Source organism: Alsobacter sp. P4_H11 (assembly GCF_056400925.1).
In genome coordinates this window covers 1-26,411 of sequence record NZ_JBFUKI010000021.1, presented here as the reverse complement: position 1 = coordinate 26,411, position 26,411 = coordinate 1, and the positions used below count along the sequence as shown (strand labels likewise).

Annotated in this window: 25 protein-coding genes and 1 pseudogene; 20 read left to right on the top strand and 6 right to left on the bottom strand. The window is 68.0% G+C overall.

Features of this window, described 5'->3' with window-relative positions:
• The 8 genes from infB to AC1DSZ_RS24075 form a co-directional block, all read left to right on the top strand.
• Nucleotides 1–2,079, top strand: a 2,079-nt coding sequence (gene infB, locus AC1DSZ_RS24110; RefSeq protein WP_476840846.1) for a translation initiation factor IF-2, incomplete at its 5' end; no start/stop codon positions are given.
• A 176-nt stretch (nt 2,080–2,255) separates the two neighbouring features.
• Nucleotides 2,256–2,678, top strand: a complete 423-nt coding sequence (rbfA, locus tag AC1DSZ_RS24105) for a 30S ribosome-binding factor RbfA (protein ID WP_476840845.1) — start codon at nt 2,256–2,258, stop codon at nt 2,676–2,678.
• A 4-nt stretch (nt 2,679–2,682) separates the two neighbouring features.
• Entirely contained in the window at nt 2,683–3,591 is a 909-nt protein-coding gene (gene truB / locus AC1DSZ_RS24100) for a tRNA pseudouridine(55) synthase TruB (protein ID WP_476840844.1), read from the top strand.
• A 107-nt stretch (nt 3,592–3,698) separates the two neighbouring features.
• Nucleotides 3,699–4,280, top strand: coding sequence for a PIN domain-containing protein (locus tag AC1DSZ_RS24095; protein ID WP_476840843.1), 582 nt, complete (start codon nt 3,699–3,701; stop codon nt 4,278–4,280).
• A 93-nt stretch (nt 4,281–4,373) separates the two neighbouring features.
• Nucleotides 4,374–5,042: an MBL fold metallo-hydrolase gene (locus AC1DSZ_RS24090; RefSeq protein WP_476840842.1), complete on the top strand. Its 669-nt coding sequence runs from the start codon at nt 4,374–4,376 to the stop codon at nt 5,040–5,042.
• Nucleotides 5,043–5,293: 251 nt separating this feature from the next.
• Nucleotides 5,294–5,563, top strand: coding sequence for a 30S ribosomal protein S15 (rpsO, locus tag AC1DSZ_RS24085; RefSeq protein WP_188520260.1), 270 nt, complete (start codon nt 5,294–5,296; stop codon nt 5,561–5,563).
• 349 nt (nt 5,564–5,912) lie between these two features.
• Entirely contained in the window at nt 5,913–8,060 is a 2,148-nt protein-coding gene (pnp, locus tag AC1DSZ_RS24080) for a polyribonucleotide nucleotidyltransferase (protein WP_476840841.1), read from the top strand.
• 158 nt (nt 8,061–8,218) lie between these two features.
• Complete coding sequence (locus tag AC1DSZ_RS24075; protein WP_476840840.1) at nt 8,219–8,599, top strand: rhodanese-like domain-containing protein; 381 nt, start codon at nt 8,219–8,221, stop codon at nt 8,597–8,599.
• 23 nt (nt 8,600–8,622) lie between these two features.
• On the opposite strand, the gene AC1DSZ_RS24070 is transcribed toward AC1DSZ_RS24075, so the two are convergent.
• Nucleotides 8,623–9,651: a proline racemase family protein gene (locus AC1DSZ_RS24070; protein ID WP_476840839.1), complete on the bottom strand. Its 1,029-nt coding sequence runs from the start codon at nt 9,649–9,651 to the stop codon at nt 8,623–8,625.
• Nucleotides 9,652–9,707: 56 nt separating this feature from the next.
• Nucleotides 9,708–10,643 carry a LysR family transcriptional regulator gene (locus tag AC1DSZ_RS24065; protein WP_476840838.1) on the bottom strand — a complete coding sequence of 312 codons (936 nt, stop codon included), beginning with the start codon at nt 10,641–10,643 and terminating at the stop codon, nt 9,708–9,710.
• A 202-nt stretch (nt 10,644–10,845) separates the two neighbouring features.
• Here AC1DSZ_RS24065 and AC1DSZ_RS24060 point away from each other — a divergent pair, with 202 nt between their 5' ends.
• The 3 genes from AC1DSZ_RS24060 (at nt 10,846) to mmsB (ending at nt 14,480) form a co-directional block, all read left to right on the top strand.
• Nucleotides 10,846–12,345, top strand: coding sequence for a CoA-acylating methylmalonate-semialdehyde dehydrogenase (locus AC1DSZ_RS24060; protein WP_476840837.1), 1,500 nt, complete (start codon nt 10,846–10,848; stop codon nt 12,343–12,345).
• Nucleotides 12,346–12,409: 64 nt separating this feature from the next.
• On the top strand, nt 12,410–13,570 hold the full coding sequence (locus AC1DSZ_RS24055) for an isobutyryl-CoA dehydrogenase (protein ID WP_476840836.1): 1,161 nt from the start codon (nt 12,410–12,412) through the stop codon (nt 13,568–13,570).
• A gap of 25 nt (nt 13,571–13,595) precedes the next feature.
• Entirely contained in the window at nt 13,596–14,480 is an 885-nt protein-coding gene (gene mmsB / locus AC1DSZ_RS24050) for a 3-hydroxyisobutyrate dehydrogenase (RefSeq protein ID WP_476840835.1), read from the top strand.
• A gap of 1 nt (nt 14,481) precedes the next feature.
• Here mmsB and AC1DSZ_RS24045 read toward each other — a convergent pair whose 3' ends face one another.
• Nucleotides 14,482–14,907 (bottom strand): YqaA family protein, encoded by a 426-nt coding sequence (locus AC1DSZ_RS24045; protein ID WP_476840834.1) that lies wholly within the window; start codon nt 14,905–14,907, stop codon nt 14,482–14,484.
• A gap of 120 nt (nt 14,908–15,027) precedes the next feature.
• Here AC1DSZ_RS24045 and glpK point away from each other — a divergent pair, with 120 nt between their 5' ends.
• A complete protein-coding gene (glpK, locus tag AC1DSZ_RS24040) occupies nt 15,028–16,521 on the top strand; it encodes a glycerol kinase GlpK (RefSeq protein ID WP_476840833.1) in 1,494 nt (497 codons plus the stop codon).
• 7 nt (nt 16,522–16,528) lie between these two features.
• On the opposite strand, the gene AC1DSZ_RS24035 is transcribed toward glpK, so the two are convergent.
• Nucleotides 16,529–17,464 (bottom strand): LysR substrate-binding domain-containing protein, encoded by a 936-nt coding sequence (locus AC1DSZ_RS24035; protein ID WP_476840832.1) that lies wholly within the window; start codon nt 17,462–17,464, stop codon nt 16,529–16,531.
• A 196-nt stretch (nt 17,465–17,660) separates the two neighbouring features.
• On the opposite strand from AC1DSZ_RS24035, the gene AC1DSZ_RS24030 reads away from it, so the two are divergent.
• A complete protein-coding gene (locus AC1DSZ_RS24030) occupies nt 17,661–17,963 on the top strand; it encodes a YjiS-like domain-containing protein (protein WP_476840831.1) in 303 nt (100 codons plus the stop codon).
• A gap of 61 nt (nt 17,964–18,024) precedes the next feature.
• On the top strand, nt 18,025–18,642 hold the full coding sequence (locus AC1DSZ_RS24025) for a LysE family translocator (RefSeq protein WP_476840830.1): 618 nt from the start codon (nt 18,025–18,027) through the stop codon (nt 18,640–18,642).
• 3 nt (nt 18,643–18,645) lie between these two features.
• Here AC1DSZ_RS24025 and AC1DSZ_RS24020 read toward each other — a convergent pair whose 3' ends face one another.
• Nucleotides 18,646–20,307 (bottom strand): alpha-amylase family protein, encoded by a 1,662-nt coding sequence (locus AC1DSZ_RS24020; RefSeq protein ID WP_476840829.1) that lies wholly within the window; start codon nt 20,305–20,307, stop codon nt 18,646–18,648.
• Nucleotides 20,308–20,572: 265 nt separating this feature from the next.
• Between AC1DSZ_RS24020 and pqqA the strand changes: the two genes are divergently transcribed.
• The 5 genes and pseudogenes from pqqA to AC1DSZ_RS23995 all read left to right on the top strand — a co-directional run bounded on the left by pqqA (nt 20,573) and on the right by AC1DSZ_RS23995 (nt 25,007).
• Nucleotides 20,573–20,665, top strand: a complete 93-nt coding sequence (pqqA, locus tag AC1DSZ_RS24015; protein WP_476840828.1) for a pyrroloquinoline quinone precursor peptide PqqA — start codon at nt 20,573–20,575, stop codon at nt 20,663–20,665.
• Nucleotides 20,666–20,749: 84 nt separating this feature from the next.
• On the top strand, nt 20,750–21,649 hold the full coding sequence (gene pqqB / locus AC1DSZ_RS24010) for a pyrroloquinoline quinone biosynthesis protein PqqB (protein ID WP_476840827.1): 900 nt from the start codon (nt 20,750–20,752) through the stop codon (nt 21,647–21,649).
• A pseudogene (pqqC, locus tag AC1DSZ_RS24005) lies at nt 21,646–22,694 on the top strand (pyrroloquinoline-quinone synthase PqqC). Before pqqB ends, pqqC begins: the two are co-directional and overlap by 4 nt.
• A complete protein-coding gene (gene pqqE, locus AC1DSZ_RS24000) occupies nt 22,691–23,827 on the top strand; it encodes a pyrroloquinoline quinone biosynthesis protein PqqE (protein WP_476840826.1) in 1,137 nt (378 codons plus the stop codon). Before pqqC ends, pqqE begins: the two are co-directional and overlap by 4 nt.
• Nucleotides 23,724–25,007, top strand: a complete 1,284-nt coding sequence (locus AC1DSZ_RS23995) for an HWE histidine kinase domain-containing protein (protein WP_476840825.1) — start codon at nt 23,724–23,726, stop codon at nt 25,005–25,007. Before pqqE ends, AC1DSZ_RS23995 begins: the two co-directional genes overlap by 104 nt.
• Here AC1DSZ_RS23995 and AC1DSZ_RS23990 read toward each other — a convergent pair.
• A complete protein-coding gene (locus tag AC1DSZ_RS23990) occupies nt 25,004–25,702 on the bottom strand; it encodes a LuxR C-terminal-related transcriptional regulator (RefSeq protein WP_476840824.1) in 699 nt (232 codons plus the stop codon). The two genes, AC1DSZ_RS23995 and AC1DSZ_RS23990, sit on opposite strands and share 4 nt — an antisense overlap.
• Nucleotides 25,703–25,881: 179 nt before the next feature.
• On the opposite strand from AC1DSZ_RS23990, the gene AC1DSZ_RS23985 reads away from it, so the two are divergent.
• Nucleotides 25,882–26,370, top strand: coding sequence for a hypothetical protein (locus AC1DSZ_RS23985; RefSeq protein WP_476840823.1), 489 nt, complete (start codon nt 25,882–25,884; stop codon nt 26,368–26,370).
• Nucleotides 26,371–26,411 lie beyond the last annotated feature (41 nt).

Genomic DNA, 26,411 nt, shown 5'->3' with positions numbered 1-26,411 from the left:
GCCCCGGCCTCGGCCGGCGCTCCCGCGGTTCGTCGCCCCCTCGGCCCGACCCCGTCGGCTCCCGGCGCCGCGCGCCGCGTGCAGTCCGAGGAGGAAGAGACCAAGCGGATCATCCGCCGTCCGGGCATGCCCACCAAGATCATCGTTCCGCCGAAGCCCGACCGGGCCAAGACCGCGGACGAGAAGCGTCGTGGCCGCCTGACCGTGTCGGGCGCAACCAGCGGCGAGGACGAGCGCACCCGCTCGGTGGCGGCGTTCCGCCGTCGCGTGCAGCGCCTCAAGGGCGGCCAGTCCAACGAGCCGAAGGAAAAGATCGCCCGCGAGGTGACGATCCCCGAGACGATCACCATCCAGGAACTCGCGAACCGCATGACGGAACGCGGCGTGGACGTGATCCGCTACCTGATGAAGCAAGGCCAGCTCCACAAGATCACCGACGTGATCGACGCGGACACCGCCCAGCTGATCGCCGAGGAGTTCGGCCACACGGTGAAGCGCGTCGCCGAGTCCGACGTCGAGGAGGGCCTCTTCGACGTTGCCGACGCCGACGACACGCTCGAGACCCGTCCGCCGGTCGTGACCATCATGGGCCACGTCGACCACGGCAAGACGTCGCTGCTCGACAGCATCCGCCACGCCAACGTGGTGAGCGGCGAAGCCGGCGGCATCACGCAGCACATCGGCGCGTACCAGGTTGTGTCGCCGCTGGGCAGCAAGATCACGTTCATCGACACGCCCGGCCACGCCGCCTTCACGGCGATGCGCGCCCGCGGCGCCAAGGTGACCGACATCGTCGTGCTGGTGGTGGCGGCGGATGATGGCGTCATGCCGCAGACGATCGAGGCCATCAACCACGCCAAGGCCGCCAAGGTCCCGATGATCGTGGCGATCAACAAGATCGACAAGCCGGACGCCAAGCCCGAGCGCGTCAGGTCCGAGCTGCTCCAGTACGAGGTGCAGGTCGAATCCATGGGCGGCGACACGCTCGAGGTCGAGGTGTCGGCGACCAAGAAGATCAATCTCGACAAGCTGCTCGAGGCGATCGCCCTGCAGTCCGAAGTGCTCGACGTCCGCGCCAACGCGGACCGTCCGGCCGAGGGCTCGGTGATCGAGGCCAAGCTCGACCGCGGTCGTGGTCCCGTCGCGACCGTGCTGGTGCAGCGCGGCACGCTCAAGACCGGCGACATCGTGGTGGCGGGTTCGGAATGGGGCCGCGTCCGCGCCCTCGTGTCGGACCAGGGCGCGCAGGTCGCTTCGGCCGGCCCGTCCGTCCCGGTTGAGATCCTTGGCTTCAACGGCGCTCCCGAGGCCGGCGACCGCGTTGCGGTTGTCGACAGCGAGGCCCGCGCCCGCGAGATCACCGAGTATCGTCAGCGTCAGCGTCGTGAGCGCGCGGCGGCCCGGGCCGGCAACGCCCGTGGTTCGCTCGCCGACATGATGAGCAACCTGAAGACCGCGGCCGGCCGCAAGGAATTCCCGCTCATCATCAAGGGTGACGTGCAGGGTTCGGTCGAGGCCATCGCCGGAGCGTTGGAGAAGGTCGGCAACGACGAAGTCGCGGCCCGCCTGATCCATCTCGGCGCCGGCGGCATCAACGAGAGCGACATCACGCTGGCGGAAGCCTCCGGCGCGGTGGTGCTCGGCTTCAACGTCCGCGCCAACAAGGAGGCCCGCGAGGCCGCCGAGCGTTCGGGCGTCGAGATCCGCTACTACAACATCATCTACGACCTCGTGGACGACATCAAAAAGGCCATGTCGGGCCTGCTTCCGCCGACGCTCCGCGAAGAGCGTCTCGGCGAGGCCCGCATCCTGCAGGTGTTCGCGGTGTCCAAGATCGGCAAGGTGGCGGGCTGCCTCGTGCAGGACGGCCGCGTGGAGCGCGGCGCCAGCGTGCGCCTCATCCGCGACAACGTCGTCATCCACGAGGGCAAGCTCTCGACGCTCAAGCGCTTCAAGGACGAGGTCAAGGAAGTCCCCTCGGGCCAGGAATGCGGCATGGCCTTCGAGAACTACCAGGACATGCGCACTGGCGACGTCATCGAGTGCTACCGCGTCGAGGAAGTCCGCCGCTCGCTGTAAGCGGGCTCCGCTCCGTCCCTTCTCACCGGAACGGGGAGAAGGTGGCGCGAAGCGCCGGATGAGGGGACGGCTGTCGGCGTTGTCGACGTTGGAAGACCCCTCACCCCAGCCCTCTCCCCGTCCCGGGGAGAGGGGGTTTTCAACCTCGCGCCGGTCCGATCCCGGGCGGGAGACCCATGATGAAACGCGATTCCGATTCCAAGCCGGCAGGCCCGTCCCAGCGCATGCTGCGCGTGGGCGAACTCATCCGCCACGCCGTCACCGAGATCCTGTCCCGGGGCGAACTGCCCGAGCAGGTCTTCACGCAGGCTTTCGTGACGATCCCGGAGGTCCGCATGAGCCCGGACCTCAAGCTCGCGACCGTGTACGTGACGCTGCACAACGAGAAGCTCGGCAAGGCCGTGCTCAAGGCCTTCGAGAACAACCGCAAGATCATCCGCACCGACGTGGCCCGCAAGGTGAACCTGAAATTCGCCCCCGACGTGCGCTTCCGGCTCGACGACCGCCTCGACGAGGCCGCCAAGATCGACGCCCTGCTGCGCTCGCCCGAGGTCCGGCGCGATCTCGACCGCCCCGCCGCAGACCAGGACGACGAGTAAGCGCATGAACGCGCCCCGCAAGAACCGTGTCGACGTGCACGGCTGGATCGTGCTCGACAAGCCGGTCGGCATGACGTCGACGCACGCCGTCGCGGCCATGCGCCGGTTGCTGAACGCCAAGAAGGCCGGTCACGCCGGCACGCTGGACCCGCTGGCCTCCGGAATCCTGCCGCTCGCCTTCGGGGAGGCCACCAAGACCGTTCCGTATGTGGTGGATGGCGAGAAGGCCTATACGTTTACGGTGGCGTGGGGCGTTGAAACCGATACGGACGACACGGAAGGCCGCGCTGTCGCGACCTCCGACCAGCGTCCCACCCTGGCCGAGATCGAAGCCGTGCTGCCCCGCTTCATCGGCGTGGTGTCGCAGGTGCCGCCGCGCTACTCGGCCATCAAGATCGACGGCGAAAGAGCCTACGACCTCGCGCGCGACGGCGAGCAGGTCGAGATGGTCGCCCGCGACGTTCACATCCATGCTCTGCGAATCGTCGCCGCGGACGAGAACTCGGCCACGTTCGAGGCCGAATGCGGCAAGGGCACCTATGTGCGCGCGATTGCGCGCGACATGGGACGCGCCCTCGGTTGCCTGGGCCACGTCACCGCCCTTCGCCGGACACGCGTCGGGCCCTTCACGCTCGCGGATGCTACTCCCTGGGCCGAGATGGCCGACGACCCCAAGGCCGCAAGTGAAGCCTTGCTTCCTGTTGAAGGTGGTCTTACCGAGTTGGAGTGCGTGGTGCTGTCGCGTGACGGCGCGGCTCGCCTCCGGCGGGGGCAATCCGTGATCCTGCGGGGACGCGACGCCCCGGCCGAGGGTGGCCCGCTCTATGCGGCGTGCGGCGGCGTCGTGATCGCGGTCGGCATGGTGGAGAAAGGCGAATTCATTCCGAGCAGGGTCTTCAACCTGCCGTTCTGAGCAGGGTTAGCCTGCAGTTCCGAGCAACTTGCCCGCATATTTGAGGCGGGTGATGACAGCGGGCCGGCGCGTTCCCGGCACAGTTTTTTAGACCCAAAGGCATTGCGATGAAGACGATTGTGCTGATCGACGGCGGACACTTGCGCGTTCTCGCGCGCCAAGCCGGTCTGATCTATGACGCCGACCTGATCGAGGCCGTGGGCCTGGGCTGCGTCGACCGCGCCGAAGCCCTCATCCGGATCCAGTATTACGACTGCGTGCCCTTCAACGGCGTTGTGCGGCTGCCGGTGACCGGCGTGGAACGCGACTTCGCCGGCACCGACCGCTGGCTCTACGACCTGTCCGAGCGTGACTACATGATGGTGCGCCTCGGCACGCTGAAGTTCCGCGGCTTCAAGCCCCGCGCCCTGCCGCTGGCTCCGGGCCTGACCGACGACGATTTCCGACCGGATTTCGAGCAGCGCGGGCTCGACCTGCGCATCGGACTCGACATCGCCGACATCGTGAGCCAGCGCGCCGCCGAGCGGCTGATCTGGGTAACGGGCGATCCCGGGCTCGCGCCGGCCTTCGAGCATGCGCGCCAGCGCGGCCTTCAGGTCATCGTCGTCACGTTCCCCGGCCAGCGCGTGCCGCCGGAGCTGCTGTGGGCGTCGGACGTCAACCGGCGCATGGAGTGGCCCGCCAACTGAGGGCTTACCGGCCGTCGCGAACGCCGGCGCTGGCCAGAGGCGTGAAGGCGCGCTAGCACTGCGCGCTCAAGCGCCTGCATCGCCGGAGCCGCCATGCCCCCCTTCAAGCTTCTCGTCGTCCCGGTCACGCCGTTTGGGCAGAATTGTTCCGTGCTCGTGTGCGCGAGCACCAACAAGGCCGCCGTCGTGGACCCGGGCGGCGATCTCGACCAGATCCGCGCCGCGGTGGCCCAAACGGGCGCGACGGTCGAGAAAATCCTGCTGACGCATGGCCACATCGACCATGCGGGCGGCGCTGCCGACCTCGCGGACCAGCTGGGCGTCGCGATCGAGGGCCCGCACCGGGCCGAGGAGCAGATCCTCGCCAACTTGCCCCAAAGCGGGATGCGCTTCGGCATCACGGGCGCGCGCGCCGTGACGCCTGGCCGCTGGCTGGATGACGGCGACGTCGTCACCGTGGGCGCGCTCAGTTTCGACGTGCTGCATTGCCCCGGCCATTCACCCGGCAGCGTCGTGTTCGTTTGGCGGCGCGCCGCCGAGGCGCCTGCCGATGATGATGCGCAAGGCTTCTGCCTGATGGGCGACGTGCTGTTCCGCGGCTCAGTGGGCCGCACCGACCTGCCGGGCGGCAGCCACGAGCAGCTCATCGCGTCGATCCGCACCAAGATCCTGCCGCTGGGAGACGACGTGGCGTTCCTGCCCGGCCACGGACCGATGAGCACGATCGGCCAGGAGCGCGTGTCGAACCCGTATCTCGTGTAAACGGAGGCTCGCGGTCCGGAGGGCCTGGCGGCCAGCGGCGCGCCGGCAACTATCGCTGGATTTCACGCTCTGTTCGTGTCATGAGACCGCCATCGCGCTGGCCATTCCGGCGCGAGCCGCCTTGGCGCGACCGTGCTGGACGACATCCCGGCCCGGCCGACATGCGGAGCGAAACGGCCCTTTGCGCGCAAGCGATACGGCCCGCTCGCCGTCCCCGCGGGGACGAAACCCCTCACCAGAAAGGACTGACGATGTCGATCACTGCGGAGCGCAAGCAGGCGCTCATCACCGAACACGCCACGAAGGCCGGCGACACCGGCTCGCCCGAGGTCCAAGTCGCGATCCTGACGGAGCGCATCACCAACCTCACCGAGCACTTCAAGACCCACAAGAAGGACAACCACTCCCGTCGTGGTCTCCTGAAGCTGGTGTCGCAGCGCCGCTCGCTGCTCGACTACCTGAAGAGCCGCAGCGAGGATCGCTATCGCTCTCTCATCGAGCGCCTCGGCATCCGCCGCTAAGCCTTCTCCCGCCGGTTCGCCGGCGGGCGCCCTTCGTCGTGGCGGTTTCAGCCGCCGCGACGTTCTCCGGGACCGGGGCGCAGTTCGCCCGTTTCCGTATCCGTAAGGCGGCGCCACCGCGCCGCACTGTCCGTGTAGGCGTCGCGACCGATCCCGCGACGTAGCCGGCAGGCGAAGGCAGGACGCCGGCGCCGCCGCAACCCGGCCCGTTCTGACGTTCATGGCAGGATCGCCGGATGCTTTTCCGCCCGGGAGCCGCGCAAGCGCCGTTCCGAGGGGCGACGGGAAAGCCTCTCGCCGTCTTGCTCATGGCGTCGGTTCCGGCCGTCAGGCTGAAAGAGACCGACCGATGTTCGATGTGCAACGTGTTGAATTGACCTGGGCCGGGCGCAAGCTCGTGCTCGAGACCGGCCATATCGCCCGCCAGGCCGACGGCGCCGTCCTCGCCACCTACGGCGAGACCACCGTGCTGGCCACCGTGGTGTCCGCCAAGGAACCCAAGCCTGGCGTGGACTTCTTCCCGCTCACCGTGAACTACCAGGAAAAGGCCTTCGCGGCCGGCCGCATCCCGGGCGGCTACTTCAAGCGCGAAGGCCGGCCGACCGAAAAGGAGACGCTGGTCTCCCGCCTGATCGACCGTCCGATCCGCCCGCTGTTCGTGCAGGGCTACAAGCACGACACCCAGGTCATCGTCACCGTGCTGGCGCATGACCTTGAGAATGATCCCGACATCGTCGCCATGGTGGCGGCCTCCGCCGCCCTGACGCTCTCGGGCGTGCCCTTCATGGGCCCGGTGGGCGGCGCGCGCGTCGGCTACATCAACGGCCAGTATCGCCTTAACCCGACCGTCGCGGAGCTCAAGGACTCGGTCCTCGACCTCGTCGTCGCCGGCACCGCCGACGCCGTCCTGATGGTCGAGTCCGAGGCCAAGGAGCTCGCCGAAGACGTGATGCTCGGCGCGGTGATGCACGGCCACAAGGGCTTCCAGCCCGTGATCGACGCCATCATCAAGCTGGCCGAGCGCGCCGCCAAGGAGCCGCGCGACTTCTCCACCCCGGACAACTCCGCGATCGAGAAGCGCATCCTCGACCTGATCGAGGCCGACCTGCGCGACGCCTTCACGACCCCGATCAAGCAGGAGCGCCAGGACAAGGTGGCGGCCGCCAAGGCCAAGGCCGCTGCGGCGCTGTGCGGCGAGGGCGTCGAGAACGCCATCGACAAGCAGCTCTTCAACACGGTGTTCAAGGACGCCGAGGCGAAGATCGTGCGCTTCAACATCCTCGACACGGGCGTCCGCATCGACGGCCGCGACGTGAAGACCGTCCGTCCGATCGAGGCCGCCGCCGGCCTGCTGCCGCGCGCCCACGGCTCCGCCCTGTTCACCCGCGGGGAGACGCAGGCGCTCGTCGTGGCCACCCTCGGCACCTCGGACGACGAGCAGTACATCGACTCGCTGGAAGGCACCTACAAGGAGACGTTCCTCCTTCACTACAACTTCCCGCCCTACAGCGTCGGCGAGACCGGCCGCATGGGTTCGCCCGGCCGTCGCGAGATCGGCCACGGCAAGCTCGCCTGGCGCGCCGTTCACCCGATGCTGCCGCCGCACCACGAGTTCCCGTACACCATCCGCCTCGTCTCGGAGATCACCGAGTCGAACGGCTCGTCCTCCATGGCGACCGTTTGCGGCTCCTCGCTGGCCCTGATGGACGCCGGCGTGCCGCTGCGTTCGCCGGTCGCCGGCATCGCGATGGGCCTCATCCTGGAAGGCGAGCGCTACGCGGTGCTCTCCGACATCCTGGGCGACGAGGACCATCTCGGCGACATGGACTTCAAGGTGGCCGGCACCGACAACGGCATCACGTCGCTGCAGATGGACATCAAGATCGCGGGCATCACCGAGGAGATCATGCGGGTCGCCCTCGACCAGGCCAAGGGTGGGCGCCTGCACATCCTCGGCGAGATGGCCAAGGGCCTCGCCGGCGCTCGCCAGGAGCTCGGCCAGTACGCGCCGCGCATCGAGACCATCAAAATCCCGACCGACAAGATCCGCGAAGTGATCGGCTCGGGCGGCAAGGTGATCCGCGAGATCGTCGAGAAGACCGGCGCCAAGGTCAACATCGAGGACGACGGCACCGTGAAGGTCGCGTCCTCGGACGCCGCCTCCATCACGGCCGCGCTGAACTGGATCAAGTCCATCGCCAGCGAGCCCGAGATCGGCGTGATCTATGACGGCACCGTGGTGAAGACCACCGACTTCGGCGCCTTCGTGAACTTCTTCGGCGCCAAGGACGGCCTGGTCCACATCAGCCAGCTCGCCGCCAACCGCGTCAACAAGGTCACTGACGTGATCAAGGAAGGCGACAAGGTCAAGGTCAAGCTGCTCGGCTTTGACGAGCGCGGCAAGGTGCGGCTCTCGATGAAGGTCGTCGACCAGGCCACCGGCGAGGACCTCGAGAAGAAGCAGAAGGACCAGCCCGAGGCGGCCGCCGGGGAGTGATCTCCCCTCTGCCCTCTACGAGGCTCGGTTGAGCTCAGCCCCCGCGTTCGCAAGGACGCGGGGGTTTTTGTTGCCTGGCGGTATCCGGCCTCGCCGGGTTGGCAACCTGGCGCGAACCTGCGAGCCTGTTCGCACCAACCGACAACAGGGAGGCCCCTATGGCCAGAACATCCAAGGATATGCTCGCCGACGCCAACGCCAGCGTCCAGAAGCTCGCCCCCGCCGAGGCGGCGTCGCGCATCGGCCAGGGGGACGTGCTGGTGCTGGACATTCGCGACAGCGCCGAGCTGCAGGCCTCCGGCAAGCTCGCGGGGTCGCTGCACGTGCCGCGCGGGAGCCTGGAGTTCAAGGCGGACCCCGAGAACCCGATGTATGACCCGGCCTTCAAGTTCGACCGGCCGATCCTGATCCATTGCGCGGCCGGCGGCCGGGCCGCCCTCGCCGGCAAGACGCTGCAGGACATGGGCTACACCAACGTGATCAATGTCGGCGGCTTCAACGACCTGGTGAACGCCGGCGCGCCGGTCGAGAAGAAGTAGAAACGACGGCCCGGGCGAAAGGCTCAGCCTCCCCGGGCCTCGCCGAAGCTGCGGGCCAGCGCGAAGCCTTCGCCGAGCGGGTCGTCGGCCTCGATCAGGAAGGTCCCGCGGCCCGCGTAGTAGCCCTGGCCGCCGACCTCGACCCGCACCGCGCCCTCGATCTCGGGGGCCGGCCGTGTCACCCGGCCGGTAAACGGCCCGCCCGAGATCCCCCGGAACACGCGCGTCTGGCCGGGCGCGAGCAGCCCCTTGGCGCAGTCCAGCGCCATGCGGGCCGTCACGCCCGAGCCGGTCGGGCTGCGGTCCACCTGGCGCTCGGCGAACACGCACAGGTTCCAGCTCTCCTCGGCGGCCCCGGCGTCGTCGGTCAGGATGGTCCCGTACAGGAAGCCGAGGTCCGGCTCCGTCGGATGCGCGATCCGCATATCGCGCCGGATGACGTCCGTGAGCGCGCCGCCGGCGGCCACCAACTCGTCGAGCGGCGTCGTGAAGAAGTCGAGACCGAACCGCGAGGACGGCAGGATGGCGTAGAACGCGCCGCCATAGCCGATGTCGGTGACGACCGTGCCGAAGCCCGGCACGTCGACGCTCAGGCCCAGCGCATGCGCGTAGGCGGGCACGCTCTCGAAACGCACTTGCGTGATCTCGCCGTCCCGCACCGTGCAGGTGAGCGCCAGCGGTCCGCAGGGCGCCTCGATCACGAAGCGCGTCTCGGGCTCGGTCTTCGCGACAAGGCCCTGGTCCACCACCCACCGGCCCAGCGCCACGGTGGCGTGGCCGCACATGGTGGAATAGCCCTCGTTGTGGGTGAACAGCACGCCCATCACGGCGCCCGGGTGCGAGGGCCGCACCGGGATCACCCCGTACATCCCCGCATGGCCGCGCGGCTCCAGCATCATCGTGCGGCGCAGATGATCGTGGTTGTCCCGCGCGTCGCGCCGTTGCGCCAGCACGCTGTCGCCAAGGAGGCTCGGGTAGCCGCCCGTGACGATCCTCACCGGCTCGCCGGCCGTGTGCATGTCCGTATAGGAGAGTTCAACAGCTGGACGCATGGCGGCCTCGGGCGCGGTGACGCCCCTGTCCTAGATCGGGCTCGAACGACGCGCAATCACGCCGCGGGCGCCCGCTCCGGCGCAAGCGCGGGCGCGGCCTCGGGCAGGAACAGCCCCCGCGCGGCCTTCACCTCGCGAACGAGGAAATCCACCATGGCGCGCACCCGCGCGACGTCTTTCAGCTCGGCGTGCACGATCAGCCAGAACGTGCGGGTGAGCTGGATATGCGGCAGAACCGGCGCGAGCTCGGCCCTGCGCGCCGCCATGAAGTGGGGCAGCACGCAAACGCCCGCGCCCGCCAGCGTGGCCTCCATCTGGGCGACCAGGCTGGAGGATTGCAGTCGCGGCCGCAGCCCCTTGGCGATCTCGTCGAGGTAGTCGAGCTCCGGCATGAAGATGAGGTCGTCGATATAGCCGACCAGCGGGTGCGAAAAGAGGTCGTCCGGCGCCCCGATCGGCTCGGCGGTTTCGAGGTAGGTGCGGCTGGCGTAGAGCCCGAGCCGGTAGTCGGTGAGCTTTCGGGCGACGATCTTGCCTTCCTTGGGGGGCGACAGCGAGATCGCGATGTCGGCCTCGCGTTTCGACAACGACAGGAGCCGCGGCATGGCGACGAGCTGGAATTCGAGCTCCGGATAAGTTTCGGCCAGCTTCACGGTGCGGGGCGCGAGAAAGCTGGTGCCGAACCCGTCCGGCGCGCCCACCCGCACGGTGCCCGACAGCGCGAGGTCGGCGCCGCCGATGTCGCTGGAGGCAGCCAGCGCGGCGCTCTCGATCGCCTCGGCGGCGATCACGAGGCGCTCGCCATGGCCCGTCAGCGTGTAGCCCTGCGGCCGCCTTTCGAACAGCGTGGCCTTTAGGGCCGTTTCGAGCGAGGTAATCCGCCGGCTGACCGTGGCGTGGTCGGCCCCCAGCCGTCGCGCCGCGACCGTGAGCCGCCCGGCCCTTGCCACCGCGAGGAAAAAGCGCAAGTCATCCCAATCGAAACGGCTCATGCGTGTTTCCTCGAGCTTGGTCCGGCGGCAACCCTACATGGGGATACGCGCACGGATTGGACGTGAAAACTCCCATAGCCGTGCGCAGATCGCAATGATACTCGTGTCGCAACAGCAGCGGGCCAAGCGGCCCATTCCAAGATCCTCAAGGGCTCGCCAACGGACCCTCTTCGGATCACCGAAATCACCCAGGGAGGACGCCATGGTCGCCGAACTCACCCACTTCGTCGGGGGCAAGCACGTAAAGGGGACCTCGGGCCGCTTTACCGACGCCTTCTGGCCCATGACGGGCGAAATCGCCTCCCGGGTGCCGCTGGCCACCAAGGCCGAGGTCCGCGCCGTGGTGGAAAACGCCAAGGCGGCTCAGCCGGCCTGGGGCGCGACCAACCCGCAGCGGCGCGCCCGCGTGCTGATGAAGTTCCTCGAGCTCGTGCACGCCGAATACGACTCGCTGGCCGAGCTGCTCGCGCGCGAGCACGGTAAGACCGTGGCGGACGCCAAGGGCGACATCCAGCGCGGCCTCGAAGTGGTCGAGTTCTGCATCGGCGCGCCGCACCTCATGAAGGGCGAGTACACCGAGGGCGCGGGCCCGGGCATCGACATCTACTCGATGCGCCAGCCGCTCGGCGTCGTCGCCGGCATCACGCCGTTCAACTTCCCGGCCATGATCCCGCTGTGGAAGGCCGGCCCCGCCATCGCGGCCGGCAACGCCTTCATCCTGAAGCCGTCCGAGCGTGACCCGGGCGTGCCGCTGCGCCTCGCCGAGCTGTTTCTCCAGGCGGGCCTGCCGGCCGGCATCTTTAACGTCGTCAACGGCGACAAGGAAGCCGTGGACGCCATCCTGGACGATCCGGACATCAAGGCGGTGGGCTTCGTCGGCTCGACGTCGATCGCCGAATACGTCTACACGCGCGGTTGCGCGGCCGGTAAGCGGGTGCAGTGCTTCGGCGGCGCCAAGAACCACATGATCATCATGCCGGACGCCGACATGGACCAGGCCGTGGACGCCCTGATCGGCGCCGGTTACGGCTCCGCCGGCGAGCGCTGCATGGCGATCTCGGTGGCGGTGCCGGTCGGCAAGGACACCGCCGACCGCCTCGTCGACAAGCTCATCCCGCGCATCGAGAGCCTGAAGGTTGGCCCGTCCACGGACTCGTCGGCCGATTTCGGTCCGCTCGTCACGCAGGCTCACCTCGACAAGGTGAAGTCCTATGTCGAGCTCGGCGTCCAGGAAGGCGCGAAGCTGCGGGTCGACGGCCGAAACTTCAAGCTCCAGGGCTACGAGAACGGCTTCTACATGGGCGGCTGCCTGTTCGACGACGTCACCAAGGACATGCGGATCTACAAGGAAGAGATCTTCGGCCCGGTGCTGTCGGTGGTGCGCGCCAAGGACTACGCCGAGAGCCTCGCGCTCGCCAACGAGCATGAATACGGCAACGGCGTCGCGATCTTCACCCGCGACGGCGACGCCGCCCGCGACTTCGCCGCCAAGGTGCAGGTCGGCATGGTGGGCATCAACGTGCCGATCCCGGTTCCGATCGCCTATTACACCTTCGGCGGCTGGAAGCGTTCCGGCTTCGGCGACCTGAACCAGCACGGCTCGGACGCTTTCCGGTTCTACACCAAGACCAAGACGGTCACGTCGCGCTGGCCGTCCGGCATCAAGGACGGCGCGGAGTTCGTGATCCCGACAATGCGCTGATCAACCGGGCGCGCCTCATGGGGCGCGCCCGATCCTTTTTGGTGTCGAACTTCGGTCCAAGCCCATGTCGCTCTTCGCCCTCTCCGAGGACCACATCGCGATCCGCGACATGGCGCGCGCGTTTGCGGCCGAAAAGCTCGCCCCCAAGGCCGTGGAATGGGACGAGCGCAAGCACTTCCCGGTGGACGAGATGCGCGAGGCCGCAGCGCTCGGCATGGGGGCCATCTATGTGCGCGAGGATGTCGGCGGGTCGGGCCTGAGCCGCCTCGACGCGACGCTGATCTTCGAGGCGTTGGCGACAGGCTGCCCGACCGTGGCGGCCTTCATCTCCATCCACAACATGGCGTCGTGGATGATCGACGCCTACGGCTCGGACGAGCAGCGCCAGCGCTTCCTGCCCAAGCTCGCCACCATGGAGCACATCGCCAGCTACGCGCTCACGGAGCCGGGCGCGGGCTCGGACGCCGCCGCGTTGAAGACGCGGGCGCGGCGCGACGGCGACCATTACGTGCTCGACGGCGCCAAGCAGTTCATCTCGGGCGCGGGCGTCTCGGACCTTTACGTCACCATGGTGCGCACCGGCGACGACGGGCCGGGCGGCATCTCCACGCTGGTGATCCCCAAGGATGCGCCCGGCCTCAGCTTCGGGGCCAACGAGCGCAAGATGGGCTGGAACGCCCAGCCCACCCGGCAGGTGATCTTCGACGGCTGCCGCGTGCCGGTGGAGAATCGCCTCGGCCCGGAGGGCATCGGCTTCAAGATCGCGATGGCGGGGCTGGACGGCGGCCGCCTCAATATTGCGGCCTGTTCGCTCGGCGGCGCGCAGGCGGCGCTGGACAAGTCGCTTGCCTACCTGGGCGATCGCAAGGCCTTCGGCCGCAAGCTCCAGGAGTTTCAGGCGCTGCAGTTCCGGCTCGCCGACATGGCGACCGAACTCGAGGCCGCCCGCACGTTTCTCTGGCGGGCCGCTTCGGAACTCGACTCGAAGACGCCGGACGCCACGCGCCTTTGCGCCATGGCCAAGCGCTTCGGCACCGACGTGGGTTTCGAGGTCGCCAACCAGGCGCTTCAACTGCATGGCGGCTACGGCTATCTGGCCGACTACGGAATCGAGAAGATCGTGCGCGACCTTCGCGTGCATCAGATCCTCGAAGGCACCAACGAGATCATGCGCGTCATCATCGCCCGCAGCCTGATCGGCCGCGGGCAGGGGAGCGGGCTGTGAGCCGCGCAACGTTCGGAGTGATCACATGAGCACCATCGGCTTCATTGGCCTCGGCAACATGGGCGCGCCCATGGCGGCGAACCTCGTCAAGGCTGGCCATCGCGTGATCGGCTACGATCTCTTGCCCGCGAACGCCGCCGCCGCCGAGGCAGAGGGCGTCGCAATTGCCGCGACTGCGGCGGATGCGGTGCGGGACGCTGACGTCGTCGTGACCATGCTCCCGGCCGGCCGCCACGTGCTGGCGGTGTGGGCCGACGTGCTCACGCATGCGCGGCGTGGAGCGCTGTTCATCGATTCCTCGACGATCGACGTCGACAGCGCCCGGCAGGCGCATGATCTGGCAGCTCAGGCCGGCATGGCCTCCGTGGACGCGCCCGTGTCGGGCGGCACCGGCGGCGCCAAGGCCGGCACGCTGACCTTCATGTGCGGCGGCGCGGCGGACGCCTTCGCGACGGCGCGGCCGGTGCTGGAGGCGATGGGCAAGAAGATCGTCCATTGCGGCGACGCCGGCGCCGGGCAGGCGGCCAAGATCTGCAACAACATGATCCTCGGCATCTCGATGATCGGCGTCTGCGAGGCGTTCGCGCTGGGCGAGAAGCTTGGCTTGTCGCACCAGGCGCTGTTCGACGTGGCGTCCACGTCGTCCGGCCAGTGCTGGTCACTGACGACCTATTGCCCCGTGCCCGGGCCGGTGCCGACGAGCCCGGCCAACAACGGCTACAATCCCGGCTTCGCGGCTGCCCTGATGCTGAAGGATTTGCGCCTGTCGCAGGACGCCGCCCAGTCGGCGGGCGCGTCGACGCCGCTCGGCCAGCACGCGGCCCAGATCTACGAGGCGTTCGAGGCCGCGGGATTCGGCGGCAAGGACTTTTCCGGGATCATCGAGCATCTGCGCCGGAACGGCGGCTGATTCACCACAACAGCGCGAATGCTCCTGCCAGAGCGGCGTAGCGGGCGAGCTTGGCGACGCTCACGACCAGCATGAACAGCCAGAACGGCGTTCGGGCGATCCCGGCCATGACGGTCAGCGGGTCGCCGATGATCGGCGTCCACGACAGCAGCAGCGACCAAACCCCGTAGCGGGCGTACCAGCGCTGGTAGCGATCGAAGGTCGCGGGCTTCACCGGAAAGCGCGGGTGATCCCGGTAATGCGCGGCCCACCGGCCGATCGCCCAGTTGGCGCCGGAGCCCAGCGTATTGCCGACGGTGGCGACTGTGATCGCCGGCGCGAGCGCGCCGCCATGCGCCAGAACGGCCAGGAACGCCGCCTCGGACGAGCCCGGCAGCAAGGTGGCGCTCAGAAAGGCGGCCGCGAACAGTCCGGCGAATTCGATCATGCGCGCCCCGGCGGGATCGACGCGCCGCTGCGGCTTGGCCTTGCCCCCGGCGCCACCCCATAGCTAAATCGGCGCGAAACACAAAGCCGCAAGGCGCGCACAGGCCGGGGGAGGATTTCCATGCCGTTCATTCTCGCGATCGATCAGGGCACGACGTCGTCGCGGGCCATCCTGTTTCGCGAGGACACCACCATCGCGGCGGTTGGGCAGCAGGAGTTCCCGCAGCATTTCCCGGCGTCCGGCTGGGTGGAGCACGAGGCGGAGGACCTCTGGTCCTCCACGGTCGCGGTCTGCCGCGAGGCGCTTGAAAAGGCCGGCGCGACGGCCCGAGACGTCGCCGCCATCGGCATCACCAACCAGCGCGAAACCACGCTGGTGTGGGACCGCCAAAGCGGCAAGGCCATTCACCGCGCCATCGTGTGGCAGGACCGCCGAACCGCCGAGATGTGCGGCCGGCTCAAGGCCGAGGGGCACGAGCCGCTGTTTTCGGCGCGCACGGGCCTGATCCTGGATCCCTATTTTTCCGGCACCAAGGTGGCGTGGATCCTCGACAACGTGCCGGGCGCCCGCGCCCGCGCGGAGCGGCGCGAGCTGGCGTTCGGCACCGTGGACAGCTTCCTGCTGTGGCGGCTGACCGGGGGCGCCGTGCACGCCACGGACGCCACCAACGCCTCGCGGACGCTGATCTACGACATCCACCGTGGCGACTGGGACGATGAGCTTCTCGCGATCCTGCGGATCCCGCGCTCCATGCTGCCCGAGGTGCGCGACTGCTCGGGACGGTTCGGCGAAACCGTCCCGGGGCTTTTTGGCGGCGTCATCCCGATCTGCGGCATCGCGGGAGACCAGCAGGCCGCCACGGTAGGGCAGGCGTGCTTTACCCCAGGCATGATGAAATCGACCTACGGGACGGGCTGCTTCGCCCTGCTCAACACCGGCGGACAGGCGGTCGCGTCGCAGAACAAGCTTCTCACCACGGTCGCGTATCAGCTCAACGGGGTAACCACCTACGCGTTGGAAGGCTCGATCTTCGTGGCCGGCGCGGCCGTGCAGTGGCTGCGGGACGGGCTCGGCATCGTGAAGTCCGCTGGCGAGACGGGGCCCTTGGCCGAGCAGGCCGACCCCGCGCAGGCGGTCTACCTGGTGCCGGCATTCGTCGGGCTCGGCGCGCCCTATTGGGACGCCGAATGCCGCGGCGCGCTCTACGGCCTGACGCGCGGCACTGGCCCGAAGGAGATCGCCAGGGCGGCGCTGGAGAGCGTCTGCTACCAGACCTACGACCTGCTGGAGGCGATGCGGGCCGACTGGCCGGGCGCGGCCGGCGCCGAGACGGTGCTGCGTGTCGACGGCGGCATGACGGCCTCCGACTGGACCATGCAGCGCCTCGCCGACATCCTCGGCGCGCCCGTGGACAGGCCCGTCGTCAAGGAAACCACGGCGCTCGGCGCCGCCTACTTGGCCGGCCTGGCGGCCGGCGTCTATCCGGACCCCGACCGCTTCGCCGATCTCTGGCGCCTCGATCGGCGGTTTACGCCAAATTTCGACGGCGATCTGCGCGAGAGCATGATCGCCGGCTGGAAGGACGCCGTCGGGCGCACGCTGACGCGGCGCTGAGGGCTCGCTACGCGGCGGCCCGGCTGCGGGCGCGCTGCCCGGTTACGCCTTCGCCCGAGAACACGAGATCGGCCGGGCGCTCGACCCGGATCGGGCGTGGGCCGTCCCGCAGCGTGGCGCGGATTTCCTCCGCGAGCGCGGCGGCTTCGGGTGAGCGCCCCTGGCTGACTAGCAGGCCGATGCGGTTGGTCGGCAGCGTGGGCAACCCGGCGCTCTCGTCCAGGAGCCGCATCCCGGGGCCAACCGCGCACTCGGGAAACACCGTAACGGCGAGTCCGGCCCGCACCACGGGCGCGAGCGCGGCCTGACTCGACGAAGCCAGCAACTGGCGCCAGCCGATGCCGGCTTCTTCGAGCGCCTCGATGGCGGCGCGACGCCACGCGCAGGTCGGGCCTGAAAGGGCGAGCGGCAGCGGCCGCGCCTCATGCGCGCAGGATGCGACGCCGACGATCCAGCGCAGCGGCTCCTCCCGCAGCGCCTCGGCGCCTTTCAGCGAGCCGCAATCCGTGATGATCGCCATGTCGACGTCGCGCACCGCCACGCGCTCGCCGAGAGACTGCGAGCCTTCGCAGACCACCGAGATCTCCACCAGAGGATGCCGGCGCATGAAGCGCGTCACGATCTCGGGCAGGAACGTATCCGCATAGTCATCCGGGATCCCGAGCCGCACCCGGCCGGCGAGCGCCTTGTGGGACACGGACGCAAATGCGGCCGCCTCGAGTTGCAGCATCTGGCGGGCGTAGTCGACGAGCTTCTCGCCGTCCTCGGACAGGCGAACGCCGCGGCCCTGCTTGGTGAAGAGGGGGCGGCCGAGCACCTCTTCGAGGCGGCGGATCTGCATCGACACCGCCGACTGGGTCTTGTTCACCCGCTCGGCCGCGCGCGTGAAGCTGCCTGTGTCGATGATGGCCACGAATGAACGCAATTGATCGGTGTCGAGCATCGGGGGGCTCCTCGGACCTGCAACGGCGAACTTTTCAAACGGAACCGCGGAACAAAACCGCCGAGGGGGGCAGCGATCTCGTTTCGCGATGAGAGACATTAAAACCATTCGTTAGACCGATCAATAGGCCTCCTCCATGTTTATCCAATCGGAAACAACGATGGATCAACGAACCGTCGCTCCAAGGAGAAGTCCCATGGCCCTGATCATGACGAGACCTACGAGCCGCCGCGGCGCCGCCGCTCCCGACTTCAGCCGCTGGCTCGCTCCGGCCCGCCGCACGGCGCTCTGGCTTGTCGGCTGGCCCGTGCGCTACGTGCGCGCCCGCCGCAATCTCGCGGTGCTGGCCGCCATGTCGGACATGCAGCTGAAGGACATCGGCCTCTACCGCGCCGACGTGGTGAGCGCGACCGCGCTGCCGCGCGACGAGGACCCGACGCCCCAGCTCGCCGCGCTGGTCCGCGAGCGCCGGCAGTATCGTGGCGCCTGGCGCGCGTGAGCCCGGCTGGCTCGACAGGAACCGCCTCCCATGGCTTCCTGTCTGAAACGGAGGTGCGGGGATGACGATCCAAAGCTGGCTGGCCTTCGCGGCCGCATCGGCGGTGCTGCTCGTCATTCCCGGCCCCACCATCCTGCTGGTGATCTCCTACGCGCTCGGCCAGGGCTGGCGCACGGCGTTGCCGATGGCTATCGGCGTCGCGCTCGGCGACTTCACCGCCATGACGGTGTCGATGCTCGGCCTCGGGGCTGTGCTGGCCGCGAGCGCTACCGTTTTCACGGCGCTGAAATGGATCGGCGCAGGCTATCTGGTTTATCTCGGCCTCAAGCTCTGGCGCGCCGGCGGCAGGCTGGACGTCTCCGCCCGCACCGACGCCGCGCCGGTCTGGCGCATGCTCGCGCATGCCTGGCTGGTGACCGCGCTCAACCCCAAGGGCATCACCTTCTTCGTCGCGTTCCTGCCCCAGTTCCTCGACCCCAAGGCCGACTTCCTGACCCAGATGGCGATTTTCGAGGCTACGTTCCTGACGCTCGCCTTCGCGAATGCGTTCGGCTACGCGCTGATCGCCTCCCGGGCGCGCACGGTGGTCAGCAATCCGAGGGCGATCATGGCGGTGAACCGCATCGGCGGGGGATTGCTGATCGGCGCCGGCGTCGCGGTGGCGGCCAGGACTGCGTGAGACTCAGGCCTCGCTACGCTTGAGCAGGTAGTCGAGCCCTCCGACGCGGTACCAGCGATACGCGTAGGCGTCGAGCAGCAGGCAGTGCTCGCCCTTGTCGTTCGGCTGGCTGTGGTCGTCCGACAGGACGTTGATCAGGGCCGGCGACGTGTCGTCGAGGCCGAGCCCGAACGTCACTTCGTGCGGCTTGCCGTCGAGGTTATGGATCACCACGACGGAATTGTTGCGCCAGTCGTAGCGCAGCGCCAGCACGGCCGGGTCGCCCGTATCCAGCACCGTGAAATCGCCCCAGCCGATCTCGGGCATTTCCTTGCGCATGCGGATCACGCGCTCGGTCCAGTTCAGCATCGACTCCGGATCGCGCCGCTGCTCGGCCGCGTTGACGCGTTCGAAGCCATACGCGCCGCCGCTGATCACCGGGCTCACCGGCTTGGAGCTCTTCGTGAAGCCGCCATGCGGCTCGGTCGACCACTGCATCGGCGTCCGCGCGCAGTTGCGCTCCGGCAGGTTGAGGTCGTCCCCCATGCCGAGCTCGTCGCCGTAGCGCAGCACCGGCGTCCCCGGCAGCGTGAACATCAGGCTGTAGGCGAGCTCGAGCCGCCGCTTGTCGCCGTTCAGCATGGGGGCGAGGCGCCGCCGGATGCCGCGGTCATAGAGTTGCATGCTCTTGTCGGGACCGAACTCCGCAAACACCTTCTCGCGCTGCTCGGGCCTCAGGCGTCCTAGATCGAGCTCGTCGTGATTGCGCAGAAAGAGCCCCCATTGCGCGGTGGCGGGCCGGGGCTTCGTCGCCTCCATGGCCTTCACGAGCGGCCCGGTGTCGGCCGCCGCCAGCGCGTAGAACAGATGCTGGTTGACCTGAAAATTGAACATCATCTGCATGCGGTCGCCGTCATGGCCGAAATAGTCCATGTCGGTCTCGGGCAGCACGTTGGCTTCGGCGAGGATCACCGAGTCGCCCTGCCGCCATTGCAGGAACTCCCGGAAGGTCCGCAGCATGTCGTATTGCTCGACCGGCTTCTTGATGTCGGCGCCCTTCGTGCCGATCACGAATGGCAGCGCGTCCATCCGGAATCCCGATACCCCGAGCTGGATCCAGAATCCCATGATCTTCAGGATCTCGGCCTGGACGCGCGGGTTGGCGGTGTTGAGGTCCGGCTGGAACTCGTAGAAGCGGTGGAAGTAGTACTCGCCCGCGACCTCGTCGCGGGTCCAGGTGGTCTTTTGAACACCGGGAAACACCATGCCCTCGTTGGCGTTCGCGGGCTTCTTCTTGGACCACACATACCAGTCGCGGTAAGGCGACTTCGGATCCTTCCGCGCTTCCTGGAACCACGGATGCTGGTCGGACGTGTGGTTCACCACGAGGTCGATCAGCACCCGGATGCCGCGCTGCTTCGCGCCGTGCGTGAATTCCACGAAGTCGCCCAGCGTCCCGAAGCGCGGATCCACGCCGTAATAGTCGGCGACGTCGTAGCCGTCGTCCTTGCCAGGCGAGGGCTGGAACGGCATCAGCCAGATCGCCGTGACGCCAAGTCCGTGCAGGTAGTCGAGGCGTCGAAGCAGGCCCTGGAAGTCCCCCACGCCGTCGCCGTTCGCATCCATGAACGTCTCGACCGAGAGACAATAGATGACGGCGTTCTTGTACCAGAGGTCGTTGATCACGCCCCGTCTCCTCGAACCGGATTGCATGGACGGCGCCGTTGGGGCGCGGTTCAGCGGCAAATCACGAGGGTGCGGGATGGTTCCTCGCCGGATTGCCCGCGAGGTCCGCCGCAAAAGCATGCCCGCAAACCGCCGCTGTCTGCGGCCTCGCGACGCATGCGTCTCTTAGACTACGAGGGTCGGGACAGCCGCTCGAACTTTTGCTAGCGTCTTCAGTTGTGGGAAGACGCCGCGAAAGGCGCCGCCCCTTTTGGAGGAGCAGTCTATGGCTTGGACCACCCCGGAACTCACTGAAATCTGCGTCGGCATGGAAGTGACGAGCTACGAATCCGCTGATATCGAGCCCGTCGAGTTTTAAGCTGCCGTCGCGAATGCGACGTTTCTGATCAACGCCGCCGCCCATGAGCGGCGGCGTTTTTTGTGACGGGGGCGACGTTTGCCGATGCGGATCATCGTGCTGGGGTCAGCCGCCGGGGGCGGCTTCCCGCAATGGAATTGCGGCTGCCCGAATTGCCGCCGCGCCTGGGCGGGCGATCCCGCGCTGCGTCCCCGCACCCAGTCTAGCCTGGCGGTGACGGCCGATGGCGAGCGATGGCTTCTCCTGAACGCTTCGCCGGACATCCGCCAGCAGATCATCGCAACCCCGGCCCTCCATCCGCGCCACGACGGACGTGACAGCCCGATCGCGTCCGTGCTCCTGACGAATGGCGACGTCGACCACGTCGCCGGCCTCCTGACCCTGCGCGAAAAGCAGCCTTTCGATCTGCATGCGACGCGGGCGACCTTCGACATCCTCCGGCATGACCGCGTCTTCGGCGTTCTCGACCGCGCCGTGGTGAGCGAGCGTGAGCTGGTTCTCGACCAACCCGTCGACATGGGTGGCGGACTGACCGTGCGGGCCTTCGCGATCGCCGGGAAAACGCCGCTCTACATGGAAACCGAGGTGGTCGAGGTCGGGGCCGAAACCGAGAGCGTCATCGGCCTGGAGGTCGACGACGGTCGCAGCCGCTTTGTTTATGCGCCCGGCTGCGCGGCGATCACCGCCACCCTGCGGGACCGCCTCGCCGGCGCGCCGCTCGTGTTCTTCGACGGCACGACTTTCACGGACGACGAGATGCCGCGCCTCGGCCTGTCGCCGAAGACGGCGCGGCGCATGGGACACACCCCCATGTCGGGACCGGACGGCTCGATGGCGCTCCTCGCCGATGTGGCGATCGGCCGGCGGGTTTATGTTCACATCAACAACACGAATCCGGTGCTGGTGGACACGTCGCCGGAGCGCGCCGCGGTTGAAGCCGCGGGTTGGGTTGTCGCCCATGACGGCATGGAGTTCGAACTATGAACCAGAGCCATTCCTCCGACGCGGTCTTGTCGCCCGAGGAGCTGGAAGCCGCCCTTCGCGACATCGGGGCGAGGCGCTACCACAATCTCCACCCTTTCCACCGGCGTCTCCACGGCGGTGAATGCACGCGCGACGAGGTCCGCGCCTGGGGGTTGAACCGCTACTGCTATCAGGCCGCCATCCCGATCAAGGACGCGACCGTGCTCACCCGCATGCCGACCGCAGATCTGCGGCGCGAATGGCGCCGCCGCATCGTCGACCATGATGGAACTGCTCCGGGCGACGGCGGCATAGCGCGCTGGCTCCGTCTGACCGAGGGGCTCGGGCTGGATCGCAACTATGTCGAATCCATGCGCGGCGCCCTGCCGGCGACGCGCTTCGCGGTGGACGCCTATGTGAGGTTCTGCGCCGAAAAGACGCTGCTCGAGGCGATCGCATCGTCTCTAACCGAGCTGTTTTCTCCCCAGATCATCGGCGAGCGGCTGTCGGGCATGCTGGCGCATTATGATTTCGTCAGCGCCGACACGATGGCGTATTTCACCGCGCGTCCGCCCCAGGCCGCGCAGGATTCCGCCTTTGCGCTCGCTTATGTGCTGGAGCACGCCCGCACGGCCGAACGACAGCAGGCCTGCCTCGCCGCTCTCACGTTCAAGACGGACGTGCTCTGGGTCCAGCTCGACGCGCTCTGGCACGCCTATGTGGAAGGACACCTGCCGCCCGGCGCCTGGCGACCTGATGGACGCGAGGGTTTGCGATGACGTCGGAACCCGCTGGTCTTGCGGATGACGCACGGCCGAAGCTGGCGCGCGGCGTGAAGCTCAAGCGCGACGAGGTGCGCGGCGCATGGGTGCTGCTGGCCCCCGAGCGTGTGATCCAGCCCAACCCCGTTGCGGCCGAGATCCTCCAACGCCTCGACGGGGTCCGCACCGTGGTGGAGATCGTCGACAATCTCGCGGCGGCGTTCCAGGCCCCGCGTGAGCGGATCGACGCAGACGTCCGCGCTCTGTTGTCGGACCTCCTCGCCAAGCGCATGATCGTCGCATGAACCAGAGGACGCCCCCGCCGCCCGTCCCGGCGGCGCCGCCGCTCGGGCTCCTTGCCGAGCTCACGCATCGCTGCGCGCTCGGCTGTCCCTATTGCTCCAATCCGCTGGAGCTGGAGGCGCGCTCCCGCGAACTTGCCACCAATGAGTGGAAGCGCGTGTTCTCCGAAGCCGCCGCGCTGGGCGTCCTGCAGGTGCACCTGTCTGGCGGCGAGCCGGCCCTGCGCCGCGACATCGTCGAGCTGGTGGAGCACTGCGCTCGCGAGGGGCTCTACACCAATCTGATCACATCCGGCGTCGGCTATCGTCCGGACCTGATCGCGCGCCTCGCCGAGGCTGGGCTCGACCATGTGCAGCTTTCGGTGCAGGACTCCGAGCCGGCCTCGGCCGATCTCATCGGCGGCTTCACGGGCGCCTTCGCGGCCAAGCGTGAGATCGCACGTCGGACCATCGAGGCGGGCGTTCCGCTCACCGTCAACGCGGTGATCCATCGCGCCAACGTGGCGCGTGCGCCCGACATGGTCAGGCTCTCGCTGGAGTGGGGCGCGGGCCGGGTCGAGATCGCCCACACGCAATACTATGGCTGGGCGCTGCCGAACCGTGCGCTCCTGATGCCGCAACGCGACCACGCCCTGACCGCGATCGCGGCCGTGGAAGCGCTGAAGATCGACTTGCAGGGCCGCATCGCGATCGACCACGTCCTGCCCGACTACCACGCCAATGTGCCGAAGGCCTGCATGGGCGGGTGGGGACGTCGTACGCTGAATGTCACGCCGGCCGGCAAGGTGCTGCCCTGCCACGCGTCCGAGAGCATCCCGGGCCTCGAATTCTGGTCTGTCCGCGAGCACGCGCTGGGCGACATCTGGCGCGCCAATCCGGCGTTCCAGGCCTATCGCGGAACCGGCTGGATGAAGGAGCCCTGCCTGTCATGCGCTCGCCGCGAGGTGGATTTCGGCGGTTGCCGCTGTCAGGCGCTGATGCTGACGGGCGACGCCGCGAACACGGACCCAGTTTGCCATCTCTCGCCGCATCATGATCGCATCCTGGCCGCGGCCGACGCGGATGGCGTGGGCGAGGGCGCGCCGGCCGCTCCCTACGAATACCGCCGGTTCACGCGCGCGGACGCCGCCGGCTAGAGCCCGGCGCCGCGAGTGTCTTAGTCCCACAGAACTAGGACTGCGCCGTAGCAAGGCGCAGCTTTGCGCCTGTAATCTGTGCAACCGCGTGTTCGCGGGCCGGGAGTGGCGCTCCGATCGTCCGGCCAGGGTGTGTGTGTCCATGTCGAAAACCAGCCGTGTCGGCGGCGCGGAATCCAATGTCCGCGATGGGAACGCGTCACATTTCAAGGCGGCCGAACTGGGCGCTTGCGAGATCGACGAGGGCGGACGTTTCATCGGCTGCGCGCTGTGCTGGAGCATCCTCGGCTGGGCTGATTCGGGCGAGCGGGTCGCCTCGCTGGACCAGGTCTTGGGCATCATCCGCGATCAGGACCGCCGCAAGGTGGAAGCCGCCATTGCGCGCGCCCTGACGGACGATCCGCGCCTTGAGGTGGTGTTTCACATCGACGGGGATCAGAGATCCCGCGCCATCGCGCTGCGCGGATCGCGGAGCGAAGTCGAGGGGCGGCGTCGCCTGCTGTGCGTGATGGCGGACATCACCGACCTCCGGCGTCAGCAGAACGAGGTTCGGCGCAGCGAGACCCGCGAGTTGATCGTGCGCGAACTCGGCCACCGGCTGCGCAACCTGTTCCCGGTGATTCTCGCGATGGTGAAACTCACCGCGCAGAGCCAGAGCAGCGTCGGCGATTACCGGACCGCGCTGGAGCGGCGCCTTCGCGCGCTGGCGGCCGCCGAGCGCCTGCTGACCCGGGGAGCATCCGAAAGCGCCGGCATTGATGAGCTCGTGCGGATCGAGGTTGCGCCCTTCGATGGCGGCGATCGTCACGAGATCACCATCGCGGGGCCCTGCCTGACCCTTCGCGGAGGCATGGCGCAAAGCTTCGCGATGATCGTGCACGAGCTGGCCACCAACGCGGTGAAGCACGGCGCGCTCAGCGTACCGGACGGGAAGCTGGACGTGACATGGCGTTTGGAGCCAGGGGAGGACGGTGAGGACGAACTCGTCTTCACGTGGACCGAACGTAACGGCCCGTCGCCGAAGCGGCCCTTGCGCAAGGGGTTCGGCTCCATGGTGCTGGGCGAAAGCGGGACGTCGCTGATGGGCGGCCGGGCCGAGCGCGCCTTCACGGAAAGCGGCTATCACTACGTGATGCGAGCGCCCTATCCGGCGGAGGCGCCTTCGACGCGCGAAAGCTAGGCCGACTTGAAGCCATCGCCGTCCTGGCGTCCGCCGTCCGGCCGTCCGATCAGCATCTGCGCCCGGACCGCCGCTTCGGTCCTGTTCCTGACGCCGAGCACGCGCAGGAGCGCGGCCATGTGGATCTTGGTGGTCGCCTCGGCGATCTTGAGTTCGCGGGCGATCTCCTTGTTGGAAAGCCCGCGCGCGACCAGCGGCAGCACGTCCCGCTGGCGCGGCGTCAGTTTGGCGTATTCGACGTCCGTGGCCTGCTCGACCGTCCGGGCCGGCGGGTCGTTCCAGGCGTGAAGCTGCGGCCCGTTCACCATCAGGGGCGAGACATAGACCTTGCCGGCCAGGATATCCTGGATGGCGGCGACGATCTCGTCGTCCGTCTGCAGCTTGGAGATGAAGCCGTTGGCGCCCGCCGCCAGGCTAGCGAGCATGTCGGCCCGCGTGTCGGACGCCGAAAGGATCGCGAATCGTATGCGCGGGTAGCAGGCGCGCACCTCGCGCAGACTGTCGGGAAACACCAGCCCCGGCATGTTGAGGTCGAGCAGGGCCACATCGAAGGCGCCGCTGTCCTCGAGCCGCTCCATCGCGCTGTCGAAACCATCGGCTTCAACAATGTCGGCGCCCGGAAACGCGAGGTCCAGGACGCACCGCAAACCTTTGCGATAAAGGCCATGGTCGTCGGCGATCAGAATACGCGTCATCTTCGACCTCGATCACCTGGCCCGCCTTTCTTGGCGAGCCACCGGCGGAACCAGCCGGTCTACCTAAGCCCACAGTTGTGAATGACGGCTTACACCGCATTTTGCGCGTATGGCCGCGGCTTGTCTATTAGACCGACGCCTAGAGTCTCATGCGGCACGCCGGGAGGGCGCATCGAGGTTTGAACGTCGTCGTCCGGCATGGCTTCAGAGCGGCCGTTTTCGAGGAAAACGTTGGGGTTGCCCTGTGGATAACCGCAACCGGAAGCAGCAGGCCGAGGATGGCGCGCGATTTTTCTGAAAATCGTCGCTTGACCTTCCGGCGGCGTGTTGGCATAAGGCGGTCATCGGCGGCGGGGACACACCAGCTGCTCTCGCCGACGGCCTTCGGCGCTTCTGGGGTTTGGGTTTCGGCCTGGATCTGGATTGTTCGCCTTGAAGGCCTGGTCGCGGGCCAAGCGCTCTGCGGCTTTTCAAGAACCCACGGTGTGGCGTTCCTCTGGACCGGGTTGTGGCGGGGAGACCTGCTTGATCCGGGGGAGACCTTTGTCTGCGTTTCGGCGCGGTGGATGGTTTTCGTGCTCTTTGACAATCAGGATGGAAGAAAGAGAAACGCGGACGGCCGTGTCCTTGCGGATCCCGAAGAGATGCTCGAGAGGGTGTTTTTGTAGGGGTCGAATGGATCGGCTTGAAACGCGTTTCGAGCTCACAA

Excerpts from the sequence above, each read along its gene's own strand:
- rbfA (WP_476840845.1), top strand. The coding sequence starts at position 2,256 with ATGATGAAACGCGATTCCGATTCCAAGCCGGCAGGCCCGTCCCAGCGC.
- truB (WP_476840844.1), top strand. The coding sequence starts at position 2,683 with ATGAACGCGCCCCGCAAGAACCGTGTCGACGTGCACGGCTGGATCGTG.
- AC1DSZ_RS24095 (WP_476840843.1), top strand. The coding sequence starts at position 3,699 with ATGAAGACGATTGTGCTGATCGACGGCGGACACTTGCGCGTTCTCGCG.
- AC1DSZ_RS24090 (WP_476840842.1), top strand. The coding sequence starts at position 4,374 with ATGCCCCCCTTCAAGCTTCTCGTCGTCCCGGTCACGCCGTTTGGGCAG.
- rpsO (WP_188520260.1), top strand. The coding sequence starts at position 5,294 with ATGTCGATCACTGCGGAGCGCAAGCAGGCGCTCATCACCGAACACGCC.
- pnp (WP_476840841.1), top strand. The coding sequence starts at position 5,913 with ATGTTCGATGTGCAACGTGTTGAATTGACCTGGGCCGGGCGCAAGCTC.
- AC1DSZ_RS24075 (WP_476840840.1), top strand. The coding sequence starts at position 8,219 with ATGGCCAGAACATCCAAGGATATGCTCGCCGACGCCAACGCCAGCGTC.
- AC1DSZ_RS24070 (WP_476840839.1), bottom strand. The coding sequence starts at position 9,651 with ATGCGTCCAGCTGTTGAACTCTCCTATACGGACATGCACACGGCCGGC.
- AC1DSZ_RS24065 (WP_476840838.1), bottom strand. The coding sequence starts at position 10,643 with ATGAGCCGTTTCGATTGGGATGACTTGCGCTTTTTCCTCGCGGTGGCA.
- AC1DSZ_RS24060 (WP_476840837.1), top strand. The coding sequence starts at position 10,846 with ATGGTCGCCGAACTCACCCACTTCGTCGGGGGCAAGCACGTAAAGGGG.
- AC1DSZ_RS24055 (WP_476840836.1), top strand. The coding sequence starts at position 12,410 with ATGTCGCTCTTCGCCCTCTCCGAGGACCACATCGCGATCCGCGACATG.
- mmsB (WP_476840835.1), top strand. The coding sequence starts at position 13,596 with ATGAGCACCATCGGCTTCATTGGCCTCGGCAACATGGGCGCGCCCATG.
- AC1DSZ_RS24045 (WP_476840834.1), bottom strand. The coding sequence starts at position 14,907 with ATGATCGAATTCGCCGGACTGTTCGCGGCCGCCTTTCTGAGCGCCACC.
- glpK (WP_476840833.1), top strand. The coding sequence starts at position 15,028 with ATGCCGTTCATTCTCGCGATCGATCAGGGCACGACGTCGTCGCGGGCC.
- AC1DSZ_RS24035 (WP_476840832.1), bottom strand. The coding sequence starts at position 17,464 with ATGCTCGACACCGATCAATTGCGTTCATTCGTGGCCATCATCGACACA.
- AC1DSZ_RS24030 (WP_476840831.1), top strand. The coding sequence starts at position 17,661 with ATGGCCCTGATCATGACGAGACCTACGAGCCGCCGCGGCGCCGCCGCT.
- AC1DSZ_RS24025 (WP_476840830.1), top strand. The coding sequence starts at position 18,025 with ATGACGATCCAAAGCTGGCTGGCCTTCGCGGCCGCATCGGCGGTGCTG.
- pqqA (WP_476840828.1), top strand. The coding sequence starts at position 20,573 with ATGGCTTGGACCACCCCGGAACTCACTGAAATCTGCGTCGGCATGGAA.
- pqqB (WP_476840827.1), top strand. The coding sequence starts at position 20,750 with ATGCGGATCATCGTGCTGGGGTCAGCCGCCGGGGGCGGCTTCCCGCAA.
- pqqE (WP_476840826.1), top strand. The coding sequence starts at position 22,691 with ATGAACCAGAGGACGCCCCCGCCGCCCGTCCCGGCGGCGCCGCCGCTC.
- AC1DSZ_RS23995 (WP_476840825.1), top strand. The coding sequence starts at position 23,724 with ATGATCGCATCCTGGCCGCGGCCGACGCGGATGGCGTGGGCGAGGGCG.
- AC1DSZ_RS23990 (WP_476840824.1), bottom strand. The coding sequence starts at position 25,702 with ATGACGCGTATTCTGATCGCCGACGACCATGGCCTTTATCGCAAAGGT.